This is a genomic window from Pedobacter sp. B4419 (genome assembly GCF_059693725.1).
Genome location: NZ_JCASSL010000001.1, coordinates 350,996 through 375,566, shown reverse-complemented (window position 1 = coordinate 375,566; position 24,571 = coordinate 350,996). Strand labels below are relative to the sequence as shown.

At 40.7% G+C, this 24,571-nt stretch carries 22 protein-coding genes; 6 read left to right on the top strand and 16 right to left on the bottom strand.

What is annotated here, in order from left to right:
- Positions 1-39: 39 nt before the first annotated feature.
- The 16 genes from murG to AC570H_RS01400 form a co-directional block, all read right to left on the bottom strand.
- The gene (gene murG, locus AC570H_RS01475) at positions 40-1,146 is read right to left on the bottom strand and encodes an undecaprenyldiphospho-muramoylpentapeptide beta-N-acetylglucosaminyltransferase (RefSeq protein ID WP_497350971.1); all 1,107 of its coding nucleotides are present in this window, start codon (positions 1,144-1,146) and stop codon (positions 40-42) included.
- Positions 1,147-1,258: 112 nt separating this feature from the next.
- Entirely contained in the window at positions 1,259-2,434 is a 1,176-nt protein-coding gene (locus AC570H_RS01470; protein WP_497350969.1) for an FtsW/RodA/SpoVE family cell cycle protein, read from the bottom strand.
- A 2-nt stretch (positions 2,435-2,436) separates the two neighbouring features.
- On the bottom strand, positions 2,437-3,780 hold the full coding sequence (gene murD, locus AC570H_RS01465; RefSeq protein WP_497350967.1) for a UDP-N-acetylmuramoyl-L-alanine--D-glutamate ligase: 1,344 nt from the start codon (positions 3,778-3,780) through the stop codon (positions 2,437-2,439).
- On the bottom strand, positions 3,780-5,027 hold the full coding sequence (gene mraY / locus AC570H_RS01460; protein WP_497350965.1) for a phospho-N-acetylmuramoyl-pentapeptide-transferase: 1,248 nt from the start codon (positions 5,025-5,027) through the stop codon (positions 3,780-3,782). The genes murD and mraY overlap by 1 nt, the downstream gene beginning before the upstream one ends.
- Positions 5,027-6,484, bottom strand: coding sequence for a UDP-N-acetylmuramoyl-L-alanyl-D-glutamate--2,6-diaminopimelate ligase (locus AC570H_RS01455; RefSeq protein WP_497350963.1), 1,458 nt, complete (start codon positions 6,482-6,484; stop codon positions 5,027-5,029). Before AC570H_RS01455 ends, mraY begins: the two co-directional genes overlap by 1 nt.
- Positions 6,485-6,584: 100 nt before the next feature.
- Positions 6,585-8,687 (bottom strand): penicillin-binding protein, encoded by a 2,103-nt coding sequence (locus AC570H_RS01450; RefSeq protein WP_497350961.1) that lies wholly within the window; start codon positions 8,685-8,687, stop codon positions 6,585-6,587.
- On the bottom strand, positions 8,677-9,096 hold the full coding sequence (locus AC570H_RS01445) for an FtsL-like putative cell division protein (protein WP_497350959.1): 420 nt from the start codon (positions 9,094-9,096) through the stop codon (positions 8,677-8,679). The genes AC570H_RS01450 and AC570H_RS01445 overlap by 11 nt, the downstream gene beginning before the upstream one ends.
- Positions 9,093-9,998, bottom strand: coding sequence for a 16S rRNA (cytosine(1402)-N(4))-methyltransferase RsmH (gene rsmH, locus AC570H_RS01440; RefSeq protein WP_497354887.1), 906 nt, complete (start codon positions 9,996-9,998; stop codon positions 9,093-9,095). Before rsmH ends, AC570H_RS01445 begins: the two co-directional genes overlap by 4 nt.
- Positions 9,988-10,455, bottom strand: coding sequence for a division/cell wall cluster transcriptional repressor MraZ (mraZ, locus tag AC570H_RS01435; RefSeq protein WP_497350957.1), 468 nt, complete (start codon positions 10,453-10,455; stop codon positions 9,988-9,990). Before mraZ ends, rsmH begins: the two co-directional genes overlap by 11 nt.
- A gap of 230 nt (positions 10,456-10,685) precedes the next feature.
- The gene (locus AC570H_RS01430; protein WP_497350955.1) at positions 10,686-11,876 is read right to left on the bottom strand and encodes a phosphoglycerate kinase; all 1,191 of its coding nucleotides are present in this window, start codon (positions 11,874-11,876) and stop codon (positions 10,686-10,688) included.
- Between the two features lie 5 nt (positions 11,877-11,881).
- Entirely contained in the window at positions 11,882-12,313 is a 432-nt protein-coding gene (locus AC570H_RS01425; RefSeq protein ID WP_497350953.1) for a GNAT family N-acetyltransferase, read from the bottom strand.
- Positions 12,314-12,398: 85 nt separating this feature from the next.
- Entirely contained in the window at positions 12,399-13,412 is a 1,014-nt protein-coding gene (gene gap / locus AC570H_RS01420) for a type I glyceraldehyde-3-phosphate dehydrogenase (RefSeq protein WP_497350951.1), read from the bottom strand.
- A 121-nt stretch (positions 13,413-13,533) separates the two neighbouring features.
- On the bottom strand, positions 13,534-14,661 hold the full coding sequence (locus AC570H_RS01415) for an MraY family glycosyltransferase (protein WP_497350949.1): 1,128 nt from the start codon (positions 14,659-14,661) through the stop codon (positions 13,534-13,536).
- Between the two features lie 61 nt (positions 14,662-14,722).
- A complete protein-coding gene (locus AC570H_RS01410) occupies positions 14,723-15,469 on the bottom strand; it encodes a glycosyltransferase family 2 protein (RefSeq protein WP_497350947.1) in 747 nt (248 codons plus the stop codon).
- Between the two features lie 87 nt (positions 15,470-15,556).
- Positions 15,557-15,940, bottom strand: coding sequence for a hypothetical protein (locus AC570H_RS01405; protein WP_497350945.1), 384 nt, complete (start codon positions 15,938-15,940; stop codon positions 15,557-15,559).
- Positions 15,941-16,126: 186 nt separating this feature from the next.
- A complete protein-coding gene (locus AC570H_RS01400) occupies positions 16,127-16,507 on the bottom strand; it encodes a hypothetical protein (protein WP_497350943.1) in 381 nt (126 codons plus the stop codon).
- 405 nt (positions 16,508-16,912) lie between these two features.
- Between AC570H_RS01400 and AC570H_RS01395 the strand changes: the two genes are divergently transcribed.
- The 6 genes from AC570H_RS01395 (at position 16,913) to AC570H_RS01370 (ending at position 24,567) form a co-directional block, all read left to right on the top strand.
- Entirely contained in the window at positions 16,913-17,731 is an 819-nt protein-coding gene (locus AC570H_RS01395) for a polysaccharide biosynthesis/export family protein (protein WP_497350941.1), read from the top strand.
- Complete coding sequence (locus tag AC570H_RS01390; protein WP_497350939.1) at positions 17,731-20,133, top strand: GumC family protein; 2,403 nt, start codon at positions 17,731-17,733, stop codon at positions 20,131-20,133. The genes AC570H_RS01395 and AC570H_RS01390 overlap by 1 nt, the downstream gene beginning before the upstream one ends.
- A 27-nt stretch (positions 20,134-20,160) precedes the next feature.
- Entirely contained in the window at positions 20,161-20,667 is a 507-nt protein-coding gene (locus tag AC570H_RS01385; protein ID WP_497350937.1) for a UpxY family transcription antiterminator, read from the top strand.
- Positions 20,668-20,790: 123 nt separating this feature from the next.
- The gene (asnB, locus tag AC570H_RS01380; protein ID WP_497350935.1) at positions 20,791-22,581 is read left to right on the top strand and encodes an asparagine synthase (glutamine-hydrolyzing); all 1,791 of its coding nucleotides are present in this window, start codon (positions 20,791-20,793) and stop codon (positions 22,579-22,581) included.
- Positions 22,571-23,713, top strand: a complete 1,143-nt coding sequence (locus AC570H_RS01375; protein ID WP_497350933.1) for a glycosyltransferase family 4 protein — start codon at positions 22,571-22,573, stop codon at positions 23,711-23,713. The genes asnB and AC570H_RS01375 overlap by 11 nt, the downstream gene beginning before the upstream one ends.
- Positions 23,713-24,567: an ABC transporter permease gene (locus tag AC570H_RS01370; RefSeq protein ID WP_497350931.1), complete on the top strand. Its 855-nt coding sequence runs from the start codon at positions 23,713-23,715 to the stop codon at positions 24,565-24,567. The genes AC570H_RS01375 and AC570H_RS01370 overlap by 1 nt, the downstream gene beginning before the upstream one ends.
- Positions 24,568-24,571 lie beyond the last annotated feature (4 nt).

Sequence of the window (24,571 nt, the reverse complement as noted above, 5' to 3'; positions counted from 1 at the left end):
CGCAACCAACTCTACTTTTTACTTTCTACTTTTCACTTTCTACTTCCCCGCTAATCTCAATACCTCTTCAGCTATCACCGTGTCTGCTTCGGGCAATCCCATTTTTCCAATATTTTCGCTCAACGTTTCGCAACGTACGCTGTCTTTCAATAGCTTCAATGCTTCGGCCACTAACGTATCCTCAGCCGAGCGATCGTTTACCATAATCGCGGCGTCTTTCTTTACCAAAGCCAATGCATTTTTGGTTTGGTGATCTTCGGCCACATTAGGCGATGGCACCAAAATAACCGGTTTCTCAATCAGGCAAAGTTCTGCGATCGTTCCCGCACCCGCCCTTGAGATAATGACATCAGCTGCCGCATAAGCCAAATCCATTTTATTCAAAAATTCCAAAATGCACACATTTGGATGATAGGCTGCAGTTAAGCGCTCTATAATTCCATTGTAATAGAATTTACCAGTTTGCCACACCACCTGCACATCTGCTGCAATGATTTCGGGCAAATGCTTTTCTATGCTTTTGTTCAATGTTCCGGCACCCAAACTTCCGCCAGTTACCAAAATGGTTTTCTTTAGGGGATCGAGTTTTAACAATTCTGCACCTGCATGATGTTTGCCTTCTATATCAACAATATTTTTCCTTACCGGATTTCCTGTTTTCAGGATTTTATCGGCCGGAAAAAACTCTTCCATCCCATCAAAAGCCACACAGATTTTTGCTGCGCCTTTGCCTAACAATTTATTGGTTATACCCGCATAAGAATTTTGTTCTTGAATGAGGTATGGTATTTTCTTCAGTTTCGCAACATACAACAAGGGACCAGATGCATAACCGCCAACGCCAACTACGGCATCGGGTTTAAAATCTGCAATGAGGTTCATTGCCTTGCGCACGCTAGAAAGTACTTTAAATGGCAGGGCAAGGTTTTTTAAAATCGACCCCCGCTTGATGCCACTAATATTTAAACCCACAATTTTATATCCGGCAGCAGGAACTTTCTCCATCTCCATCCTGCCCTCTGCCCCCACAAAAAGGATCTCGCAATTGGGCGAAATGCTTTTGAGCGCATTGGCAATGGCAATGGCGGGGAATATATGCCCGCCTGTGCCACCTCCAGATATGATAATTTTTGGGAAATTATTCATGTTATATTCTTTATTTAACTGCAAAGTGCACAAAGGGCACTCAGCGTATTACTTATATTTCAGGCTCAGTCATTAACATTACAACCTTAAACCTTCCAACTTTTAACTTTTTTTAGGCCATCGCCGGTATTTCTCCAATGATGACTTTCTTTTCTTTTTGTGTACTGTTTTCTTCTACATCTTTGCTCACGCTCAGGATGATTCCAAAGGCAATACTGGTAAATATCATCGACGTACCCCCCATACTTACCAATGGCAAAGGCACACCCGTTACCGGCCCCAGACCAACGGCTACGGCCATGTTGGCAAAAGCCTGAATAGTGAGGCTGAAACTCAGCCCCGCCGCCAGCAAGGCCCCAAAGGCCTTCGGACTTCGCGTCACAATCCGCACACATCGATAAAGCAGCACTAGGTAAAGTACTGCGATAGCTAATCCGCCCACAGTTCCATATTCCTCAATAATAATGGCGAAAATAAAATCGGAATATGGATGTGGCAGAAAATTACGTTCGGTGCTGTTTCCTGGTCCTTTACCAAAAAAGCCACCCGTAGCCAAAGCAATTTTAGAGTGATTGGCCTGAAAATTCTTATCTGAGGTCTGTTGTTCAGGGTGCATAAACGCATCTATACGCGAATGCCATGTTTTAGCCCTTTCTGTTGTAAAAAACAATATAACCATCATTACTATGCCAGCCCCACAGGTTATCGCAATCTGTTTAATACTTACCCTTCCTACAATCAGCAATAAAATACTTACTCCAAACAACATTAATCCAGTAGATAGATTTGCTTTGGCAATTAAACCAAAAACAATCACTACAGAACCCATGATTGGAAGAAAGGATTCTTTTACATTCTTAATATTTTCCTGCTTTTTAGTCAGCATTCGAGCCAAAAAGGTGATCAATGAAAGTTTGGCCAAATCGGAGGTCTGAAACGTTAATCCGATTACTGGCACCTGCACCCAACGGGCCGCACCGTTGATCTGTCCAGCAAAAATCAAAGTGTACAATAACAACGGGATAGTGATGATCATCAATATTTTAGAGATTCCCGCGTAATATTTATAATCCAATAAATGCGAGACATAAATCATTACAATCCCCAAAAGCACAAAAATAACGTGTTTAAAAAGCAAATACCTTTCTACACTAACCCCTTTGTTGTAAGCAATTGTACCCGTAGCACTATACACTACCATAATAGAGATCATAGACAACATGATGATGATCAACCAGATCCACCTGTCGCCTTTCGTTCTTGCCAGAAGTGCTTTAATGTCAAACATCTTTATAATTCTTTTACGGCAGCCTTAAACTGGTTGCCCCTGTCTTCGTAATTTTTAAATAAATCAAAGCTTGCACAGGCTGGCGACAACAACACGGTATCGCCTTTTTTAGCCAAATGGTAAGCCACCTGAACTGCTTCATCAGCTGAGAAAGTGTTAACGATCACGTCAACATCGTCTTCAAAAGCTTCGTGAATGCGCTTGTTATCCTTGCCCATACATACGATCGCCTTTACCTTGCTGCGTACCAAATCTTTAAGCATGCTGTAGTCGTTGCCCTTATCAACACCACCCATAATGAGCACTACCTGTGTTCCTACACTTTCTAAAGCATACCAGGTAGAATTTACGTTGGTCGCCTTCGAATCGTTGATGTAGGTAACATCAGAAATTTTGGCCACGAACTCCAAGCGATGCTCGATGTTCTTGAAATTGCCCATGCTTTCGCGAATGGTCTCATTACGCAGCTCTAAAACCTTGGCCACAATGCCAGATGCCATAGAGTTGTAAATGTTGTGCTTTCCTTGTAAGGCTAAATCTGAAATTGACATGGCTAGTTCTTGGTTTAAGTGTGTGTTGATATGTATGGTATTATTTTCGAGGTAAGCGCCGTTTTCTACTTTCTTTCTGATAGAAAAAGGATATTGCCGTGCCTTGATTTTGGTTCTTTTTAATATTTTTTGAGTTTCCTCGTCGTCTTCACAATAGATGAATACATCTTTGTCGCTCTGGTTCTGTACAATCCGCATCTTTGAAGCGGCATAATTATCTAGCTTGTAATCGTAGCGATCTAAATGGTCTGGCGTAATGTTCAGCAAAACCGCGATATCGGCCTTAAACTCGAACATATCATCCAGCATAAAGCTCGAAATCTCCAACACATACCAGTCAACATCTTCGGTAGCTACCTGTGCGGCAAAGCTCTGTCCGATGTTACCACCCAAGCCTACGTTTAGCCCTGCATTTTTCAGGATATGGTAAGTCAACATGGTAGTAGTCGATTTGCCATTGGAGCCCGTAATGCATACGGTTTTAGCTTTTGTATATCTTTTGGCAAACTCGATTTCCGAAACTACCGGAATGCCTTTTTGCCTTAATGCTTTTACAATAGGAGCAGTAGCCGGTATACCAGGGCTTTTCACTACTTCTGTTGCGTTTAAAATCAATTCGTTGGTATGCTGGTTCTCTTCGAAAGAAACATTCAGTTCTTTTAAGGCAGTTTTATAGCGATCGGCAATGCCACCAAAATCCGATACAAAAACATCAAAACCATGCTTCTGTGCCAGCATTGCTGCACCTACTCCGCTTTCTCCTGCGCCTAAAACAACTAATCTCTTTCCTTCCATTAGCGTAGTTTTAAGGTTACAAATGTGATTACCGCCAGTATAATGCCCACAATCCAAAAACGGGTTACGATTTTAGCTTCGTGGTATCCTTTTTTCTGATAGTGGTGATGCAAAGGCGACATCAGGAAAATCCTTCTGCCCTCGCCAAAGCGTTTTTTGGTGTATTTGAAATAGCTTACCTGTAGCGTAACGGATAAAACTTCAACCAAGAACACTCCACATAAAATTGGGATCAACAATTCCTTGCGGATCATGATGGCAAATACAGCGATGATGCCCCCAATGGTCAAACTGCCTGTATCGCCCATAAAAATCTGGGCTGGATAAGAATTGTACCATAGGAAACCAATACACGCCCCTACAAAAGCGCCCGCAAAAATGATGAGCTCTCCAGAGTTAGGGATATACATGATATTGAGGTAATCGGCAATCACTGTGTTACCTGATACATAGGCCAAAATACCCAAGGTAATCCCGATTATGGCCGAAGTACCTGTTGCCAGTCCATCAATGCCATCAGTCAGGTTGGCACCGTTTGATACAGCTGTTACAATGGTAATCACAAAGAACAAAAACACGATCAATGCGTATTTCTCGTAATCCTTGCCCAAGAACTTCAATACTTTAGCGTAATCAAACTCGTTATTTTTGTAGAAAGGCACATTGGTTTTGGTGGATTTTACATCTTGCGTATAGTAAAAGCTTTCCCCTTTTTGCCTTAATACCATTGGCGCCGCATTTGTGGTTTTGTTGGCCTCGTCAACAGTTTGTCTGACCAAAATATTTGGACTGAAGTACATGGTAAGACCTACAATTGTTGCCAAACCTATTTGGCCAACCACTTTGAACTTGCCCGCCAAGCCTTCTTTGTTCTTTTTAAATACTTTGATATAATCGTCGAGGAAACCAATGGCACCCATCCAAATGGTAGTAACCACCATTAAGATTACATATACGTTGGTAATATTGGCGAATAACAAGGTTGGGATCAAAATACCTAGCAAAATCATGATTCCACCCATGGTTGGCGTACCTTGTTTTTGCATCTGGCCTTCTAAACCTAAATTTCTTACGGTTTCACCAACTTGTTTACGGTGTAAAAAATCAATAATCCTACGGCCATAAACCGTGGTAATAATCAACGACAAAATAATAGATAGCGAAGCCCTGAACGTAAGGTACTGGAACAACCTCAACCCTGGAAAGTCATAATGCTTATGCAGATATTCGAATAATAAATATAACATTAGTTAATGAGGTTTAGTTGTTCGGTTAATACTTCTTTATCGTCAAAATGATGTCTTACACCATTAATTTCTTGGTATTTCTCATGTCCTTTTCCAGCTACCAGTATGATATCGCCAGGCTTGGCCAAATGGCAAGCGGTTTTAATGGCTTCTTTTCTGTCGGTAATGCTCATGGTTTTGCGCTGGTTGGTTGGCGAAATGCCTTTTTCCATCTCCGCAATAATGACCTGAGGATCTTCTGTGCGAGGATTATCCGAGGTTAAAATCACTTTATTGCTCCAATCGCAAGCCACTTGCGCCATAATTGGGCGCTTGGTACGGTCTCTATCGCCACCACAACCAATTACGGTGATGACCTGCTCTGTTCCTTTTCTGATATTGGCAATAGTGCTCAATACGTTCTGCACTGCATCTGGTGTATGGGCGTAATCTACAATTCCGATAATTCCCTGTTGAGATACGATGTAATCAAAACGGCCTTCAGCTCCTTGCAAACTGCTCAATACGGTTAATACTTTAAGCTTATCCTGCTCTAACAAGATCGCCGTGGCATAAGCGGCCAATAGGTTATAGGCATTGAAAGAACCTACCATCTTGAAATAAACATCCATGTCATCTACGTTCAAATTCAGTCCGCTGAATTTGTTTTCGATGATTTTGGCTTTAAAATCAGCCATTTGTTTCAAGGCATAGGTTTTCTTGTGCGCCTTGGTATTTTGCAACATCACCATTCCGTTTTTATCATCGGCATTGGTTAGGGCAAAGGCCGATTTTGGCAAGCCATCAAAAAACTCTTTCTTCGCTTTGAGGTAATTATCAAAAGTTTGGTGAAAATCTAAATGATCATGCGTAATATTTGAGAAAATGCCACCGGCAAAGGTTAATCCCGCAATGCGATGCTGTACTACAGCATGCGAACTCACTTCCATGAAACAGTATTCGCAATCGGCTTCTACCATGTCTTGCAACAGCTTGTTTAAGGCAATTGGATTAGGCGTGGTATGTGTTGCCGGAATAATAGTTTCGTTAATGTGGTTCTGAACGGTAGAAATCAATCCTACTTTATAGCCTAATGAACGAAATAACTGATAAAGCAAGGTAGCGATGGTGGTTTTACCATTGGTGCCTGTAACGCCTACCAGTTTTAATTGGGCAGATGGATTGCCATAAAAATTGCTAGCAATAATCCCTAAAGCAACCGATGAGCTTTCTACTTCTACATAAGTAACCTGCTGATTCAATGTTTCAGGAATAGTTTCGCATACAATCACAGTGGCGCCTGCCTCCACAGTTTGCGCAATGTATTGGTGCCCATCAACCACAGTTCCCTTCACGGCAAAGAACAAGGTATTGGCTTTTACCGCCCTCGAATCAAAAGCTAAAGCTTCTACTTCTTGATTGGGTTTGCCTACCAAGCTTTTAATTGCTACACCATATAATAAATCTTGCAACTGCATCTTTTCTAATTTTGAAGGAGAGAATTTTGAATGATTGAATGGCTGACTATCTCTTTATTACCATTCTTTCATTTTACCACTCTATCATTCATTCATTTTATTACTGTAATTCTATTTCTACCATTAACCCCTTGCCTATTCTGCTGCCCGCCGCTAAAGACTGGCCAGTTACTTTGCCACTTCCCTTTACTTTGGTTTTCAGGCCTGCATTGCCCAAAAGGTACATGGCATCTTTAAGCCCCATTCCTTTTACATTAGGCATAATACCTTTTACCGGTTCAGCCTCTTGATAGGTAATTCCATTGCTGGTATCTACCGTATTGAAATAATCTGATTTCGCGGCATAAAGCGTTTTAATGCCAAATGCATTGTATACTTTTTTAGTGGCCTTGCTTTGTCCGGCTTTCGCTTCTGGAGGAGTGGTATTGCCTACCATACGCTCTTTTACGCTACTGAACATTTGTACATCTCCCGCATAAATACGATCGGCTACTTCTCTGAAAACCGGCCCCGAAACCAAGGCACCGTAATAGGTTCCTTTGGGATCGTTAATCACCACAATCATCGAGTATTTTGGCTTTTCGGCTGGGAAATAACCTACAAACGACGCCTGATATTGCTTATTGGCCTTATATCCTAAATTAGCATCGGCTACTTGAGCGGTACCGGTTTTGCCCGCAATCTTATACAATGGATTGTAAACGATCTGCTTGCCGCTGCCTTCGGTCACTACGCCCTCCAGCATGGCTTTGATCTTGCTCAAAGTCACATCTGAGCAGATTTTTTCGTTGATTACCCTTGCCTTGAATTGCTCTATCGGATTGCCCAATCTCCTGATTTCTTTTACAAAAATCGGAGCCACATATTTTCCATCATTGGCAATGGCATTATAAAACGAAAGCATTTTTAAAGGCGTCAACTGCATTTCATAGCCATAAGCCATTTGAGGCAGAGTAAGGTTTTTGTTCCAGCTTTTGTTTTTAGGGCTTTTAACCACTGGTTGTGCCTCTCCCGGAATTTGAAGCTGCATTTTCTCGTTCAAATGCCAACTGTACAAATGATCCGTAAATTTCGACTGGTTGTCTTTATAATTCGTATTTACCAATTGTGCAATTGCCGCATTTGAGGATTGTTCGAAAGCTTTCTTCACCGTTACTACACCAATACTACCATGCGAATCCACAATTACCTTCTTGTTGCCCGGAACCGGATATGAACCCGTTCCCACCATGGTATTGGTATCCACATACTTATCTTCAAGCAAAGCCATATAAGAAGCCAACTTGAACGTAGAACCCGGATCCTGGTTACCAGCAATAGCATAATTAAACACTTCTTTGTAATCGCCTTCGGCCACTCTAGTATAATTGGCTACTGCCCTTACTTCGCCTGTAGCCACCTCCATCACAATTACCGCCCCATGGTGCGCATTGCTCTTGATCAATTGTTTTTTCAGGGCATTTTGTGCCAGATCCTGCATATTGATGTCTAGTGTAGAAATAATATCCGCACCATCTTTTGGCGCCACTTCGGCATCTGGATTTACCGGCCTGTAAGTACCGCCACTAATGCGTTGCATCAATTGCTTGCCGCTCTCGCCGTTAATGTAATTACCAAATGCACCCTCGAGACCTACCCCATTTTTAACGTTTTCGTTTTTATAGCCGATTGTTCTTTGGGCCAAATCCTGAAAAGGCAAAATCCTTTTGTTTTTTTGGGTAACTACCAAGCAGCTCAATCCTTTTGCCGAAATCAACGGAAAAGTCTTGATGGTTTTTAAATCCTGAAAAGAAACCTTCCTCTTCAGCAACAAGCTGCGCGCACTGTCTTGCCTGGCTTTGCGCAAAAAGCGCGAATAATCCTTGGCGCTCTTATCACGAAACAAACCAGATAACTTCATGGCAAGCGAGTCGACCTTGCTATCAAAAAACTCCTTATCCTGGATGCTACCAGCCACCATATCCATCCGCAATTCGTATTCTGGCACCGAAGTAGCCAGCAAACTGCCATCATTTGAATAAATATTGCCACGAGCGGCCTCAATCGTAAATTCCCTCACCGATAAACTATCGGCCATGGCGCGCCATTTATGACCTTGCACAAATTGAACATCGCCTAGCCTCAACAATACAGCAAAGGCGAACAGCACCACCAACCCGAAGGCTAGGTACACGCGCAATAATATGTTTGCTCTAATGTTCATTACCGTTGATTATAATTTTTTTAGGTGGTTCTATTAATTCCTTAATGCCTAACGTATCTACTTTTTTAGCCACTTCGGTCAATTTGCTTTTAAACATCAAATCGGCCTTTAGCGACTTATATTCCGAGCTCAGCTCTTTTACTTCTTTATTTAGTTTGTCTATATCTCTAATATTCTTAATCGCCATGTGGCTATTGGCGATATAAATCATACCCAGCACACAGAGGAAAATCAAAAACGGCAACAAATCGGTAGCCGCCTCCTTACTTACCACGCCCTCGGTAAAAAACTTCCTAAAAAAAACCAGCGTACTGCTTTCTTTAGCGGGCGCTTCGGGAACTTCCTGTTCCTCCTTCTCCAAAAGCTCTTCTTCCTGCTCTTCTAGCCTCTTTTTGAATTGGTTATTCATAGCTTTTCTCCAATCCTCAATTTGGCGCTTCTGGCCCTGCTGTTTACCGCCACTTCTTTTTCATCAGCCATAACCGCTTTACGCGTAATGACCTGAAACGGCTTTTGCTCATTGCCAAAAAAATCCTTTTCTACTTCGCCCTGAAACTTACCTTTAGCCAAAAAGTTTTTTACCGGCCTGTCTTCCAAAGAATGGTAAGACATTACCACCAAGCGACCGCCTTTTTTCAGCACCAAGGCACTTTGCTCCAAAAAATTCTCCAACATGCTGATCTCGGCATTCACCTCGATACGTAGCGCCTGGAAAACCTGGGCCATATATTTATTTTCTTTTCCTTTCGGGATATGGGATGCGATTACCGATTTAAAATCGGCCAAGGTCACCACCGGCTTATCCATACGGGCCGTTACAATGGTTCGGGCCAAGGATTTTGCGTTTTTTACTTCGCCGTAGATCCCAAAAATCTTATGCAGCTTGTCTTCCGCATAGGTATTGAGCACCTCCGCAGCCGTTAGCGCACGCTGTTTATCCATGCGCATGTCCAAATCGGCATCAAAGCGCGTAGAAAAACCACGGCTAGGCTCATTGAATTGGTGCGACGAAACGCCCAAATCAGCCAAAATGCCATCTACTTCTTTATAACCCAACAAACGCAGGTTGTTTTTGAGGAAACCGAAGTTCTGATCCACAAACACAAAGCGCTTATCGTCTATTTTATTTCTTTGCGCATCAGGATCCTGATCAAAAGCGATCAACACGCCATCCTTATTCAGGTGTTTTAAAATCTCTCTCGAGTGGCCTCCGCCGCCAAAAGTCACATCAACATATACGCCCGACGGATTGATAGCCAAACCTTCGATGCATTCTTTCAGCATTACAGGTACGTGGTAATTAGTTTCCATCATCCCTCCTTTCTCTTCCGCCCATTACTTCTTCAGCCAGATTGGCAAAGTTTTCAGGCTCGTTATCCAAGAGCTCATCGTAAGTGGCTTTAGACCACACCTCAATCTTATCAAACTGACAGGCTAACACTACATCACCTTCAATACCCGCAAACTCGAGCAATGATTTTGGCAAAAGCACCCTACCCGAAGCATCCAAGCTCAGCTCGCTGGCACCACGGGTAAAGAAGCGGATAAATTCTCTTGTTTTTTTCTCGTAAGGGTTGAGTTTGCTCAACTCGGCCACGATACCTTCCCACACTTTTTTAGGATAAATGACCAAATGCTTTTCAAAACCGCGGTTAATTACGAGGCCTTCTTGCTCCACATTAGGCAATTGTTTTTTCAGACTAGAAGGCACCATCAATCGGCCCTTCTGGTCTAATTTACAATCGAATTCTCCTAACAGTTGAATCATTTTACCACCTACACATTTTATGTAGTGTAAAAATAAATACTTCTACCACAATTTACCACTTCCTACCACAAAAAGTTTTCAACATGTTTTAAATTCCCATTTTGTCCCATTTTTATTGGTTTTTGACCGATTTTAGGCCATAAAAAAGGTGGGAGCCCAGACCAAATCTGAACTCCCACCTCAAAAAATCTAGAATCTCGAGGTTCGAAAACCTCTAAACTCTGATCAAATTATTCCTGAATTGCCTTAACTCCTGGTAATTCTTTGCCTTCCATATACTCTAAAAGCGCACCGCCTCCGGTAGAAACGTAACTTACTTCATCTTCTAAATTGAACTTGGCAATAGCAGCCGCAGAATCGCCTCCGCCTATTAAAGAAAAAGCTCCATTTTTGGTAGCCTCTACCACTGCTAAAGCGATGGCTTTTGTGCCTTGCTCAAAATTTTCCATTTCGAAAACACCCATCGGACCGTTCCACAATAAAGTCTTCGAATCTTTGATGGTTTTGCTAAACAATTCAATTGTTTTTGGACCGATATCCAAGCCCATCCAGTTTGCCGGAATTTCTCCTGTATCTACCTGACTTTTAGCCGCATCATTATCAAATTTATCTGCGATCACTGTATCTAAAGGCAAGATCAGGTTTACCCCTTTTGCCTTTGCTTTTTCCAGCAATTCAAGACACAATTGCATCCTGTCTTCTTCCAATAATGAAGTACCGATTTCGCCACCCTGAGCTTTGGCAAAAGTATAGGCCATGCCGCCACCTATGATGAGGTTATCTACTTTTTCTAATAGGCTTTCGATCAATAAAATCTTATCCGAAACCTTGGCTCCGCCCATAATTGCGGTAAATGGTTTAGCTGCACCATGGTTAACTTTTTCGGCATTTTCCAGTTCTTGCGCCATCAAATAGCCAAAGTATTTATCATTTGGAAAAAACTGCGCCACAATGGTTGTCGAAGCATGCGCACGGTGTGCCGTTCCAAAAGCATCATTTACATATACATTACCCAGTTTGGCCAATTTTTCGGCAAAGGCTACATCGCCTTTTTCTTCTTCTGGATGAAAACGAAGATTTTCTAGCAACAATACCTCACCTGGAAACAAATTCTTGGCTTTTGCCTCTGCTTCCTCACCAATACAATCGGTAGCGAATTTTACTGTAAGGTCTAACATCCTCGACAAATCGCCCAAAATGTGCTTTAAAGAATATTTATCCTCCGGACCACCTTTTGGTCTGCCCAAATGCGACATAAGGATTACCGAACCGCCATCATTTAATATCTTATTGATGGTTGGCAAAGCTGCGCGCATTCTTTTATCGTCGGTAATGTTAAAGTCCTTATCTAAGGGAACATTAAAATCAACCCTGATTAAGGCCTTTTTATCTTTAAAATTACATTGGTCAATTGTCTTCATTTCTTTTAGTATAAATTTAAATTCATTTCGTAATGTGGCCCCACTCCTGCGATTTCAAATTCATCAGAAACGAGTTCAAAACCTAGTTTTTGATAAAATGGCACTGCAGTAGTACGGGCGTTGCACCAAATATACTGTGCATTTGTGTTTTTAATGTAAGCAATTGCAAATTTAATCAGCTCGCTGCCATAACCCTTGCCACCAAAACCCGTGTCTGTTGCCATGCCACGAAGTTGATACCCCTGCTCTTTGCTTTCCTTATAGTTTTTTGGAAAAAAGGATGCAATGGTTGCCAATTCATCACCTACATAATAAGCCAGATGAAAAGCCCCTTCTACATGATCTGTTGGAAAAACGCACTCCTCGGGCGCCATACCATTTCTCAATATTTTGCTTCTCAGCCCTAAAGTAAGCGCTGCCGGAATAAACTTAACCATATATTTAATTTTGAATGGGTGAATTTTGAATAATCAAATAGACAAATCATCCATTTCTCATTCAATAACATTGCCATTCTATCTTTTATCCTGCTATCATTTTAACAGGTTGCAATTCTCTAATTTTCAAAACCAGGTCTACCAACCTGTTCGAATAGCCAGATTCGTTGTCATACCAGCCCACCACCTTCACCAAATCGCCCACTATTGAAGTCAATTTCGAGTCAAATACGCAAGAATAGCTGTTATCTATAATATCGACCGAAACAATTGGATCTTCAGTATATTGAACAATTTCCTTAAGCTTTCCAGCCGAGGCCTGCTTAAAGGCTTCATTGATTTCGGAGATCGTAGTTTTGCGTTTAAGGATGCAGGTAAAATCGGTTAACGAGCCATTTAAAACCGGCACACGGATACCCGCCCCTCCAAGCTTTCCATCCAGGTGTGGGAAGATGTGGGTAATGGCTTTGGCTGCTCCTGTGCTGGTGGGAATAATTGACGAAGAGGCTGCTCTTGCCCTGCGCAAATCGTTATGAGGCGCATCATGCAGGTTCTGGTCGCCGGTCATGGAGTGCACCGTAGTGATATAGCCATCTTCAATGCCCCAATTGTCATCAAGGATTTTCACCATTGGCGCTACATTATTTGTGGTACAAGAAGCATTCGACAAAATTGGGGAACTCAGGTCGATTTGATCGTCATTCACACCGATCACCACCATGGGAATTACCGCATCGCTAGCTGGAGCCGAAATAATTACCTGCTTGGCACCTGCCGTCAAATGCAGGGAGGCATTGGCATGGTTGGTAAATTTACCTGTAGATTCTATCACCAAGTCGATTTCAAGCAAAGCCCAAGGCAATTGGCTCGGATTGGCAATAGCAAACACCTTGATCTTACGCCCGTTGATGATCAATCCTTCTTCATCATGGCCAACTTCGCCCTTAAAAACGCCATGAACCGAATCGTATTTAAAAAGGTGGGCCAAGGTAGCTGGCGAGCCGAGGTCGTTGATAGCCTCTACTTCCAACTGGCGCGCTAATGCGGTACGTAAAAAAGTTCGTCCAATTCTCCCAAAACCATTGATAGCTATTTTCATCGTCATATATGTTATAAAGATCATGAACCAATAATGAACTTGCCCATCTTTGGTTTCACGGCGCAAAATTACCTATATTCTTTGATAGGAATTGTCTTTTCTATGTTTTTTAATTAGCCATTTAATGGCTAGGAGATACGAACGTATCTTTAAAGATTACATCGGCAAGCTTATAATTGCCATTGTTCTTTTTGCCGATCGCATAAGTAATAATAGTGTTCATGACTACGCAGATGCTAATCAATATACTGATCACCACGAAATTGCCAAAGTGTTGCATAGCCACTGCAAAAAAGACCATGGCTACACTAAAAGCGCCTAAAGTCCACACAATTTGGCTGGCGCTAAAGCCTAAGCGCTGCAGGCGGTGGTGCACGTGGTTGCGGTCGCCCTTAAATGGCGATTTTTTATGGAGCATCCGAATAAAGAAAATACGGAGCGAATCGAAAATAGGAACAAGCAACACAGCTACCGCAATGGCTGGCGCCGAATAGAAATAGGGCTTTGGCGTACTTCCAATTTTATTCAGCTCAATAAATTTGATAGCCAGCACCACCGATACCAGCCCGACGATTAATGCGCCGGTATCCCCCATAAAGATTTTAGCAGGCGAATAGTTAAAAACCAGGAAACCGCAAACCGCCCCCATCATGGCAAAGGCGATAAAGGCATAAGGCAAGGCATTGGCTACGGCAAAGAAAATTCCGAAGCTCAATGTCGCCAGCACACCAAGCGTTCCCGCCAAGCCATCAACCCCATCGATTAAGTTAAAAGCATTATTCACAAAGATGATTACCACTATGGAAAACAGGCTACCCCAGAAAACATTCACTTCCCATACCAGAAACACACCATAAAGGCTTGTTAACCTAAATTCGCCCAGAACCACTAAAATAACGGCAACCACGAGCTGCAATAAGAACTTGATCTTGGCACTTACTCCATACAAGTCATCTTTTAAGCCTAAAGCAAATAGCACTATACTTGAGGTTAACAAAAAATTAGCTTGCTTATAGTTAACCATGGCGGCAAAAAGCAAGGTAGTAATGGCAAAGCTACAGAAGATGGCAACGCCTCCCAGCCTAGAGATATGCAACTTATGGGATTTCCTATGGCTATCTGAACGATCGAAGAGGCGATATTTAATGGCGGTAAAAATAATAGATGGAATGCCCGCAACAGAAAGAGCAAATGACAACCCAACGACGGCGATGTAATAGATGATATGTGTTTGTAGCGTTGCTGTCATTTAGGATCGGGATAATCTTTGTAAATAAAAGATAAAAATATTAATTGATGGTTAAACTTAGCTAAATCAGTAAAAATTGGGAAATTTTACTCAATTTTTTAAAGAGCAGCGTCACTAATGAAAAAGGCACCTTATTGGATTTGATGGCTCTATAATCATTAACCAAAGCATGAAAACGCTGTTTCATTGACGAATTGCTCATTCCTCCAATTCTCATATTCACCATGAGCTGATCAAGAAAAACAGCTTTTACCTGATGCTTATATAAAAACCTCAGCATCAGTTCATAGTCGGCGGCCGTACCAAAATTTAACGAATAGTTACCATAACGCTCAAATAGTTCTTTTTTTAGGTAGAGCGTTGGGTGTGCAGGCATCCAGCCTAGCGCAATATCTTTTCTGGCAAAGGGCTTGGAGATCCATTTTCTAATTATTTTCTGGCTTTCGGGATGGATATAATTCAAGTTACCATATACACCATCGGCACCGGAAGCCGAAACAAGCTCAACCACTTTCGAAATCACTTGAGGATGGGCTAACATATCGTCGGCATTAAGGATACCCACCAATTCGCCAGTAGCCAAGGCAATGCCTTTATTCAAAGCGTCGTACATCCCTTTGTCCTTTTCAGATACAAATTGTGCAATATTGCTTTTGTATTTATCAATAATCGTTAAAGTCCCGTCGGTAGAACCACCATCAATTACAACATACTCGATATTGTCATAATCTTGCGAAACTACAGATGCCATACAATCATCGATATATTTTTCTCCGTTATAAACTACCGTGATGATGGAAACCTTCATTAATACATTGGGGGTTGGAATCTTGGTAAAGATAATTAATGATAAAGAAATATTTTTTCTTTATTCAATAGCCACAATAATGTTAAGCTAGGAAAGCAAAAACTGTTTTTTGGAAAGAAAAAATCCACCAGACACGCTTACAACCAGTAACAGCAACCAAATGCCATCATCCAAGGGACAATTGACATAATAAAAATTCACCATTACTCCATTGGGATTGCTACTTGTACCGCTCACATAGCTATTGATCTGACAGGTAGTGCTCGGATTAGTCGTATTTGTTCGACAATAAACCCCGGCGCCAGGAGTGCGATCGGCCTCGCTCCTATACTGATAATTGGGAACGCCATTAACAACTCCTTCGGGTGTAATGTAAATATAACCAGAGGCATTAGACAAACAACCTTGCTCGGCTGAACACAGTGTAGCGGTGGCCAAGCAAAAAGCAACGGCAAGTAAAATAAACTTCATAAGTCAAGGGATTTTTAGCAGAAAATCACGACTTACTATTTGTGAAACGGTGTTGTTTTAACTTCCGTATATAAAACATGCTACTAAAGCACAACTACATGTTTTAACATGCAATTAAACGCTCATTCACAACCGCTTAGATCAGCATACACACAAAAGCAACAATATTGTGGCTAATAGGGCGAATCAAGAATTAACAGGAATATTAACTTGCGAAAAGCTAAACTGGCTTTTGTTCCTCCTGAGCAGATAAAAAGAGGTGGCTCCAGCAATGCCCAGCAGCGCCCAAACACCATCATCAACGGGACAATTATTCACATTGGAATAAGTAACAATATTGCCCCAAACGGTCTCGTCTATGCGACACCATGAAGAACTGATTTCGACACAATACACAGAGCTACTTAATACCCTAGGCATATAGGCATAGTTAGGATAACCTTCATCATTTCCATCACGAGAATAATAGATATATCCTGAAGAATAAATACATCCTGTTGCCGAATAGGCTTGGTTACCAACCAATAAAATAAAGGCAATAACCAAAAGTTTGAGAGAGTTGAGCATAATTTAGATTGATACTTAGTCAAATCCAAGAAATATGCCCTAAAAACTGTTATACAAACCTAAAGCCACCCAAACATCATCAAAAGCTTTAATCACTAAACAAGCAAATTCACCAAAAACATTTCTAGTTGACAACAAGAGAGAATTTTACCCATAATTACTCAAATTGTAGAAATAAATACACACATCTTTCAAAATTTTCAAGAAAACTCAATAAATAATTCTTTATAATTACTTTTTTACACTAATGGTTAAATAATTATATTTCAATGCCTATTGGAAGGCATGTATAACACAAAACAGCAATGAGCTTTTTTATTCTCAGTTTTTTCAGCATCTTTAAGGTCTTATTTAGTCAAAATATGGCTTTAAACCCAGCTAAGTTGTTTAGATCATCCCTCAGTCATGCAAAAAGTTAAGTTATTTAAACCTTTACTTCTTCTATTCGCCTTTATTCTATTATTATCTTCCTGTGCTGCACGCAAGGAGAAAACGCTTTTTAATGCGCCCTCAGACATTATAACCGACACCATTAAACAAGTTTACGTAGTAAATGACCAGGGCCTTGGAGACCAATATTACCGCATTAAAGTAAACGATCTTTTAGCGGTAAGAAACGTACAGAACAAAGAATTCGGCGCTACTACGTCAAGCGCAGGCTCGCAATCTATTACTACCGGGGCTGTAGCGGCTTCGGGTGGCAATGTAACTTCTTATCAGGTAGACACAGATGGTTTCGTGAACCTGCCAGCTATAGGAAAAGTTAATGTTGTAGGCCTCACCAGAAGAGAAGCAACAGCCAAACTGCAACAGATTTATGCAGAAAAACTATTAGTAGATCCCATTATTGAATTAACTGTAGTTAATGTTAAAGTAACTTTGCTGGGGGAATTTAACAAACAAGGGAATTTTTTGTTAGAAAGGGATAACACCACCTTAATCGATATACTAGGAGAGGCCGGAGGAATTTCGAAAATTGCAGATCCCAAAACCTGCAAAATCATTCGCGGAGACCGTAGCAAACCCGAAATTATTTATGTCAACCTGAACGATATTAACAGCTTGGCTAGTAAAAAACTGATCTTACAGAACAACGATATTATTCTAATCCAGCCTACTAAAAACGCCGCTTTAAGCGAAAAACTGCAAAGCTTTAACAACATTGTCCAACCCCTGCTTGTTGTAATTAACGTAGCTGTATTGATATTTACATTCACAAGATAATGAATAGTTCTGAAACTGCTCCTAATCCAAAATCTGTAAGACAGGATATTGATTTTTATAAAATATTCAAGGTATTTCTAAGCCGTTGGTATTGGATTGCCGGTTGTGTAGTGATAGCTTTGATTGCCGCTAGGATCAATCTTTTATACACCCCTCCTATTTACCAAACGAGTGGCTCGCTAAAGTTACAGGAAAGCAATCCGACCATGAATACGATGGCCAATATGCCATCTACGCAGGTTTATAACTATACAGATAAGATACAGGCTGAGGGTTTTGTAATCAGAAGCAACGATGTAATCTTAAATGCCATTTCGAATATTGATTATAAAGTATCTTATTATTTGAAAGGCAGGATCAGAACAACCGAACTTTATCCAAACAAGCCATTCAAAATAGAGATACTTGAACAGGACTCGGTTAATTTTGACCGTTCCAAATATTATGTTGAGGCCATCAATTCCGGCTCCTTTTCTCTGGCGCTTGGAGAAAAAGGCGCGAAAAGCACTTTTAAGTACGGCCAACCTATCAAATTGGGCAACATGATGTTTAAAATTACCAGTCCTATTCCAACTGGTTCTTACAGCTTTAAATTTAACTCTAAAGATGAATTTGTAGGCCGTGCAAGCAATATCAATACAGGCGAGGCGGCTCGATTCACCAACATTATGTACATCAGCCTAACTGACGCCAACCCAGTTTTCGCCGCGGATATGCTTAATGCCATCATGAAAGAATATGTAGCTTATGACGCCGCCCAAAAGAGAAGATCTGCACGACAAACCATTGAATTCATTGAAAATCAGTTAAAATTGGTTAACAGAAAGGCAGATACTGCTGGCGACAAGTTAACCGATTACAAGGTTAAAAATAAGATAATGGACCTTGGCAGCAGCACACAAATGGATGTGGGCAAACTAACTGATTTCGAAAAACAAAAGTCGGTATTGAATATTGAAATGGTTGGCGTGAACCAGCTCGAAAACCAAATTAACAGCAATCGTGGCAAAATAGACATCAATCTCGATTTAGAGGGCAATGTAACTGGACTGTTGGGTGGCTTGATCGGCCAACTCAATACACTTATTTTAGCACGAGAGAACAAACTAACCCAGTTCAGGCCCAATTCACAGCCTATACAAGAGCTAAACGAACAAATTGCATCAATTAAAAGCTCCATACAAGGCAACATCAATTCACTCAAAGCAAGAAATTTAAAAACAATCAGGTACATCGATTCTCAAATTGCACAGGCAAATCAAAACATCGGTAAAATGCCAAGCAAGGAAAAGGATTTTGTGCAATACCAAACCAATTTCGATGTAAACAATAAGGTGCTTACCTATCTTTCTGAAAAGAAATTGGAATCAGAAATGAATGCGGCCTCTATTGTTCCAGGGGCAGCCATTGTAAACATGGCTTATCCATCATACTTTGCCATTTCCCCGCAGCCTAAACGTGTTTATTCATTTGCTGCCATGATGGGCTTAGCATGTGGTTTTGGACTGATTTTATTGGTTCGTTTCTTAAATCCTTATATCTACGACAAAGAAACCGTAGAAGCTTTAACGAATACGCCAATTATTGGTGTAATCAGGAAATTCCCAGAATATATAGACAAAGACAATAGGCAAGCGCTTTCTTTGTCAAAACCCAAATCGGTATTCGCTGAATCGGTCCGTTCTGTGAGGACCAATTTGAGTTTCTTAGCGAGCCATAAGAAAAGCAAGACCATCTGTATCACCTCAGAAATTTCAGGTGAGGGAAAATCTTTTGTGACGGTAAACTTAGCGGGTACACTTGCCCTCATTGATAAGAAGATCGTATTGATTGCGGCAGATTTGCGCAGGTCCAAATTGCACAAGGTATTTGGCAGCAACAATAAAATTGGATTGAGCTCTTACCTATCAGGTCAAAAAACATTAGAGGAGGTAATTATTCATGATGACGTACATAACATTGACTTCATCCCTTCTGGCCCTGTTCCTCCAAATCCTTCAGAGTTACTGCATACCGATGCGATGAAGAGGCTTTTGGAGATTTTGGCACCGCAGTACGATTATGTACTGGTAGATACGGCTCCCGTAGGACTCGTTTCAGATGCCATTCCATTGATTAGGCAATCAGACGTTAACCTATTTGTCATTCGGTCTGGAAAATCGCAATACAGGGCGGCTGCCATTCCTGAAAGACTTTCTAGAGAATATGGTTTAAGCAATATGGCTATTGTGCTCAATGCATTTGGTGATGATGCCTTACACTCCAACTACTACACAACGGACTATGCAAGAGGTGGTGGCAATAGCACTTACTATTACTCTGACTACTCTGGTTATGCTGGATCGGGCTATTATGATGATCCTAAAAAATGGTGGCAATTTTGGAAAAAGAAAGACGAATAATTTCTAATTACCCATGCTAGCGCATCCATGATAGACAACAACTATAGATGGTATCCTATTTACACCAGGTCCAGGGCAGAAAAGAAAACATTTGACGAATTAACTAGAAAGAAAATAATTGCTTATTTGCCTTTAAAAAAGGTAATGAAACAATGGAGTGATAGAAAAAAATTGGTCGAAGAGCCCCTTCTAAATTCCTATATTTTCGTATTTATTTCTGCAAAAGAATATGCAGAAGTACTCATGACCTATGGTGTAAGTCGTTTTATTTATTTTTCTGGCGAAATTGCCACAATTGCTGAAAAACAAATTGAAGACCTTAAGTTGTTGTTAGCCAATGCCAATGACTTGGAAGTGATCGAGCACAATATTTCTCCAGGAGAAAAAGTTTTAATTAAAGCGGGGCCTTTCAAGGGAATTATTGCGGAATTAGTATCTTTAAGGAACAAAAGAAGCATAGTTTTAAGGTTGCAAAACCTGGGTTATTCTATACATATTAATACTTCAATGGCTTTTATAGAGCCCTTGAAATAAATTACAGCTAAACAATAGGTTACGAAAAAACGCCTGTAACCGAGGGGGCGAAGCTGTGTCTGGCCTACAACGAAAAACAATATAGGCACACCTTTTGCCTACACTTGTGAAACCACCCCCTATATGTGTAGAATTGCCGGTATCGTTGCCAAAAATCTTTCTGTTTATCAATTACAAAACCAGGTCGGTTCAATGTGCGAAAGCATGAAGCACGGAGGACCAGATGATTTTGGGGTTGTGGTAGATGAAGTATCAAAGGTTTCTTTAGGAAACAGAAGACTTTCTATACTGGACCTTAGCGAGGCTGGGCACCAGCCAATGTTTAGCGACAATGGGCAAATTGTAATTGCTTATAATGGTGAAATCTACAATTTCAAAGTGTTAAGAGCTGAGTTGCTGAAGCAAGGCCTCCAATTCAAAACAGAATCAGACACGGAGGTTATTATCAAGGCTTATGAATTTTGGGGCGAAAGTGCCTTTGAAAAATTCAACGGGATTTTTGCCTTTTGCCTGCACGATAAAACAAAAAACTGTGTTTACCTGGTAAGAGACCACAGCGGTGTAAAACCTCTTTACTACAATGCAAATATTAACCAATTGGTATTTGCCTCTGAAGTAAAAGCTTTTGCCCATTCTGGATTTAACTTTAACGAAAACGAAAACTGGAAGATCTATTACTTGGCTTTCGGACATATTCCAGAACCGTTTACGACCCTTAAAAATATATATACTCTGCCAAAGGGAAGTTTCTTAAAATACGAGCTTAGTGATGGGTCTTTTAAAATCCATTCTTATTTTGAACTAAACGCTGCAATAGCTATCATCGATGAAAATGAAGCCATTTCCAAAATTAGAGAAGAACTCACTAAGGCGATCAAGTTGCAGCTCATTTCGGACACCAGCATTGGCGTATTATTTAGCGGGGGGCTAGATTCTTCTATTATTACGGTGCTGGCGGATGCTTATACCAAAGGGAATTTGACTTCGATATCAGCTAATTTCAACGAAATAGATTTTTCTGAAAGTAGCCATCGAAAAACAATTTCAGAACGTGTTTCGGCAAATAGCCACGAACACATCATCACCTATCGCGATTTTGTGTACAACTTTGAAACGGTATTGGCACATATGGATCAACCGACAAATGATGGCATCAACACCTGGTTTATCTGCAAATGTGCCAAAGAAAACGGAATAAAATCAGTGCTATCTGGTTTGGGCGCCGATGAACTGTTTGGGGGCTATCCCTCTTTTGATCGGATCAGAAAAATTCAGAACCTAGGTTCTTTGAGCAAAGAATTGATCAAATCGGCCAGATTTTTAAAAAACACCAAGCTTAAGCGTTTATATTATTTAAGCTTTCAATCGCCTGTTGGCGAATATTTATGCCTCCGCGGGCTTTATACGCCCGATGTAATCGCCGAATTACTTGAGTTAGATGTACAAACGGTAATCAATTGTCTCCAAAACATCCCATTGAACGATAGCATCCGTTATTTAAATGACGAAGAAAGGGCAAGTTGGTTTGAGATGAACATGTACATGCAGAACCAGTTGCTCAAAGACACCGATTTCATGAGTATGAGCCATGGTGTTGAAGTTAGGGTGCCATTTTTGGATGTAAACTTTATTAAACTGGTAAGTTCTATCCATCCATCTATTCGTTTTGGCGAAACCCAAAAGAAAAGACTGTTGATAGAGGCCTATAAAGACAAACTCCCGACACAAATCTGGAACAGGTCTAAAATGGGTTTTACCTTTCCCTTTCAAGAATGGATTAGGAAAAACAAGGAAATATCTTCTCCTGATCATTACCAAAACAAAAAGGCCAAAAATTTGATGCAGGCCTTTAATCAAAATAAATTGCATTGGTCATCGGCCTTTGCACTTTACAAAGTATTTAATGCCTCCTAAAAAAATACTTTTTTTAACCTTAAAAGTTTTTGGATTTACTGGTGGAATTGAAAAGGTATGTCGCATTATCTGCAGGTCGCTTTATGACCTGGGCGAAGAAGAACTGATTGAACCGATTACCTACTGCATGTATGACCTCAGCTATGATAGAGATTCGAGGTATCTGAAAAAGCAACAGTATAGAGGTTTTGGTGGCAATCGAAAACTATTTGTCATCAAGTCTATTCTCAAAGGCCTCAAATCAGATGTGGTGATATTAAGCCATATCAACCTGCTTTCTGTAGCCTATCTCATTAAAAGATTCAGTCCATCAACCAAGGTTTACCTGATTGCACATGGCATTGAAATTTGGAGAAAACTACCCGAAGCCAAAATAAAAGCACTTAATCGATTAGATAAAATCATAGCAGTTAGTCATTTTACAGCAGCGCAGATCAAAAGTGTAAATCATATAAGTGCTGAAAAAATTGAAGTGCTAAACAATTGTTTAGATCCTTTTTACCATTTTCCCTCAAGTTTTTCAAAACCAGAATCCTTATTGCACAGGTATGGCCTTCACAAGGATCAAGTAATCTTGATGAGCCTTTCGAGGTTAGTTTCAACCGAGAAATACAAAGGCTACGACAACACCATCGCCATTTTGCCTCGCTTGGTGAAGGAAAATCCAAATTTGGTCTATTTGCTTGCCGGGAAATCGGATGAAGAAGAACACCAAAGACTGGAAAAATTGATGGACGAGCATCAGATTAGAGATCATATCAAACTGATTGGCTTCGTTGATGAAGCAGAAATTACGGATCATTTCCTGCTGTCCGACATTTTTGTAATGCCCAGCAAAAAGGAAGGCTTCGGTATCGTTTTTATAGAGGCAATAGCCAGTGGCCTCAGTGTAGTAGCTGGCAACAAAGATGGTAGTGTAGACGCACTTCAAAATGGCAAGTTGGGTTCTTTAGTAGATCCTGACAATCTAGACGAAATAGAAACTACATTGAATAAAATTTTGGTGGCTTTGCCTAACCAGGAACAAAAAATGAAATTACAGCAAAAGGTATTTGAAACTTTCAATTACGAGAATTATCGAAACAGCATCAAGAACCTCATACTAAATGGGGCAACCAAGACCATCAACTGATGAACAAAACACAGGAAACCTGGGAAATTGCCCCCTCTAATAATCTGTTAGACCTGAAGCTACGCGAAGTTTGGGCCTATCGAGATTTACTAGTGCTTTTGGTAAGAAGAGACTTTGTTTCTTTCTATAAACAAACTATACTGGGGCCACTTTGGTTTTTCATTCAGCCCTTATTTACCACCATCATTTTCACGTTTATATTTGGCAACTTGGCAGGAATATCAACAGATGGATTGCCAAAGCCTTTATTTTATATGGCTGGTATTACTGCCTGGAATTATTTTGCAGATTGCTTGACCAAAACATCTTCGGTATTCAAAGACAATGCAGGCATCTTTGGCAAAGTATATTTCCCAAGGCTGATCATGCCGTTGAGCATTGTGGTGAGCAATCTGGTTCGTTTTGGCGTACAATTGATTTTGTTCTTTCTATTTATGGCTTATTATGCCTTCAATGGAGCACATTTCGAACCGAATTGGGCCATATTGTTGTTCCCCTTGATATTAGTTTTGATGGCTTTACTGGGATTGGGATTGGGCATGATCATTTCGGCCCTGACCACCAAATACCGCGACCTTTCCTTTTTGATCGGTTTTGGTGTGCAGTTACTGATGTATGCAACCACTGTGATCTATCCCCTATCTACTGCTATTGAAAAATATCCAAAATATAGTTGGTTAATAGAATTTAACCCTATGACGAGTCTCATCGAAACATTCAGGTATGGATTTTTGGGGAGTGGCTCTTTTAGCTGGGCTTACCTCGGTTATACCTCCGCCCTAACCCTTGTAATTCTTATCATTGGAATAATCATTTTTAACAAGGTAGAAAAGAATTTTGTAGACACTGTATAATCAT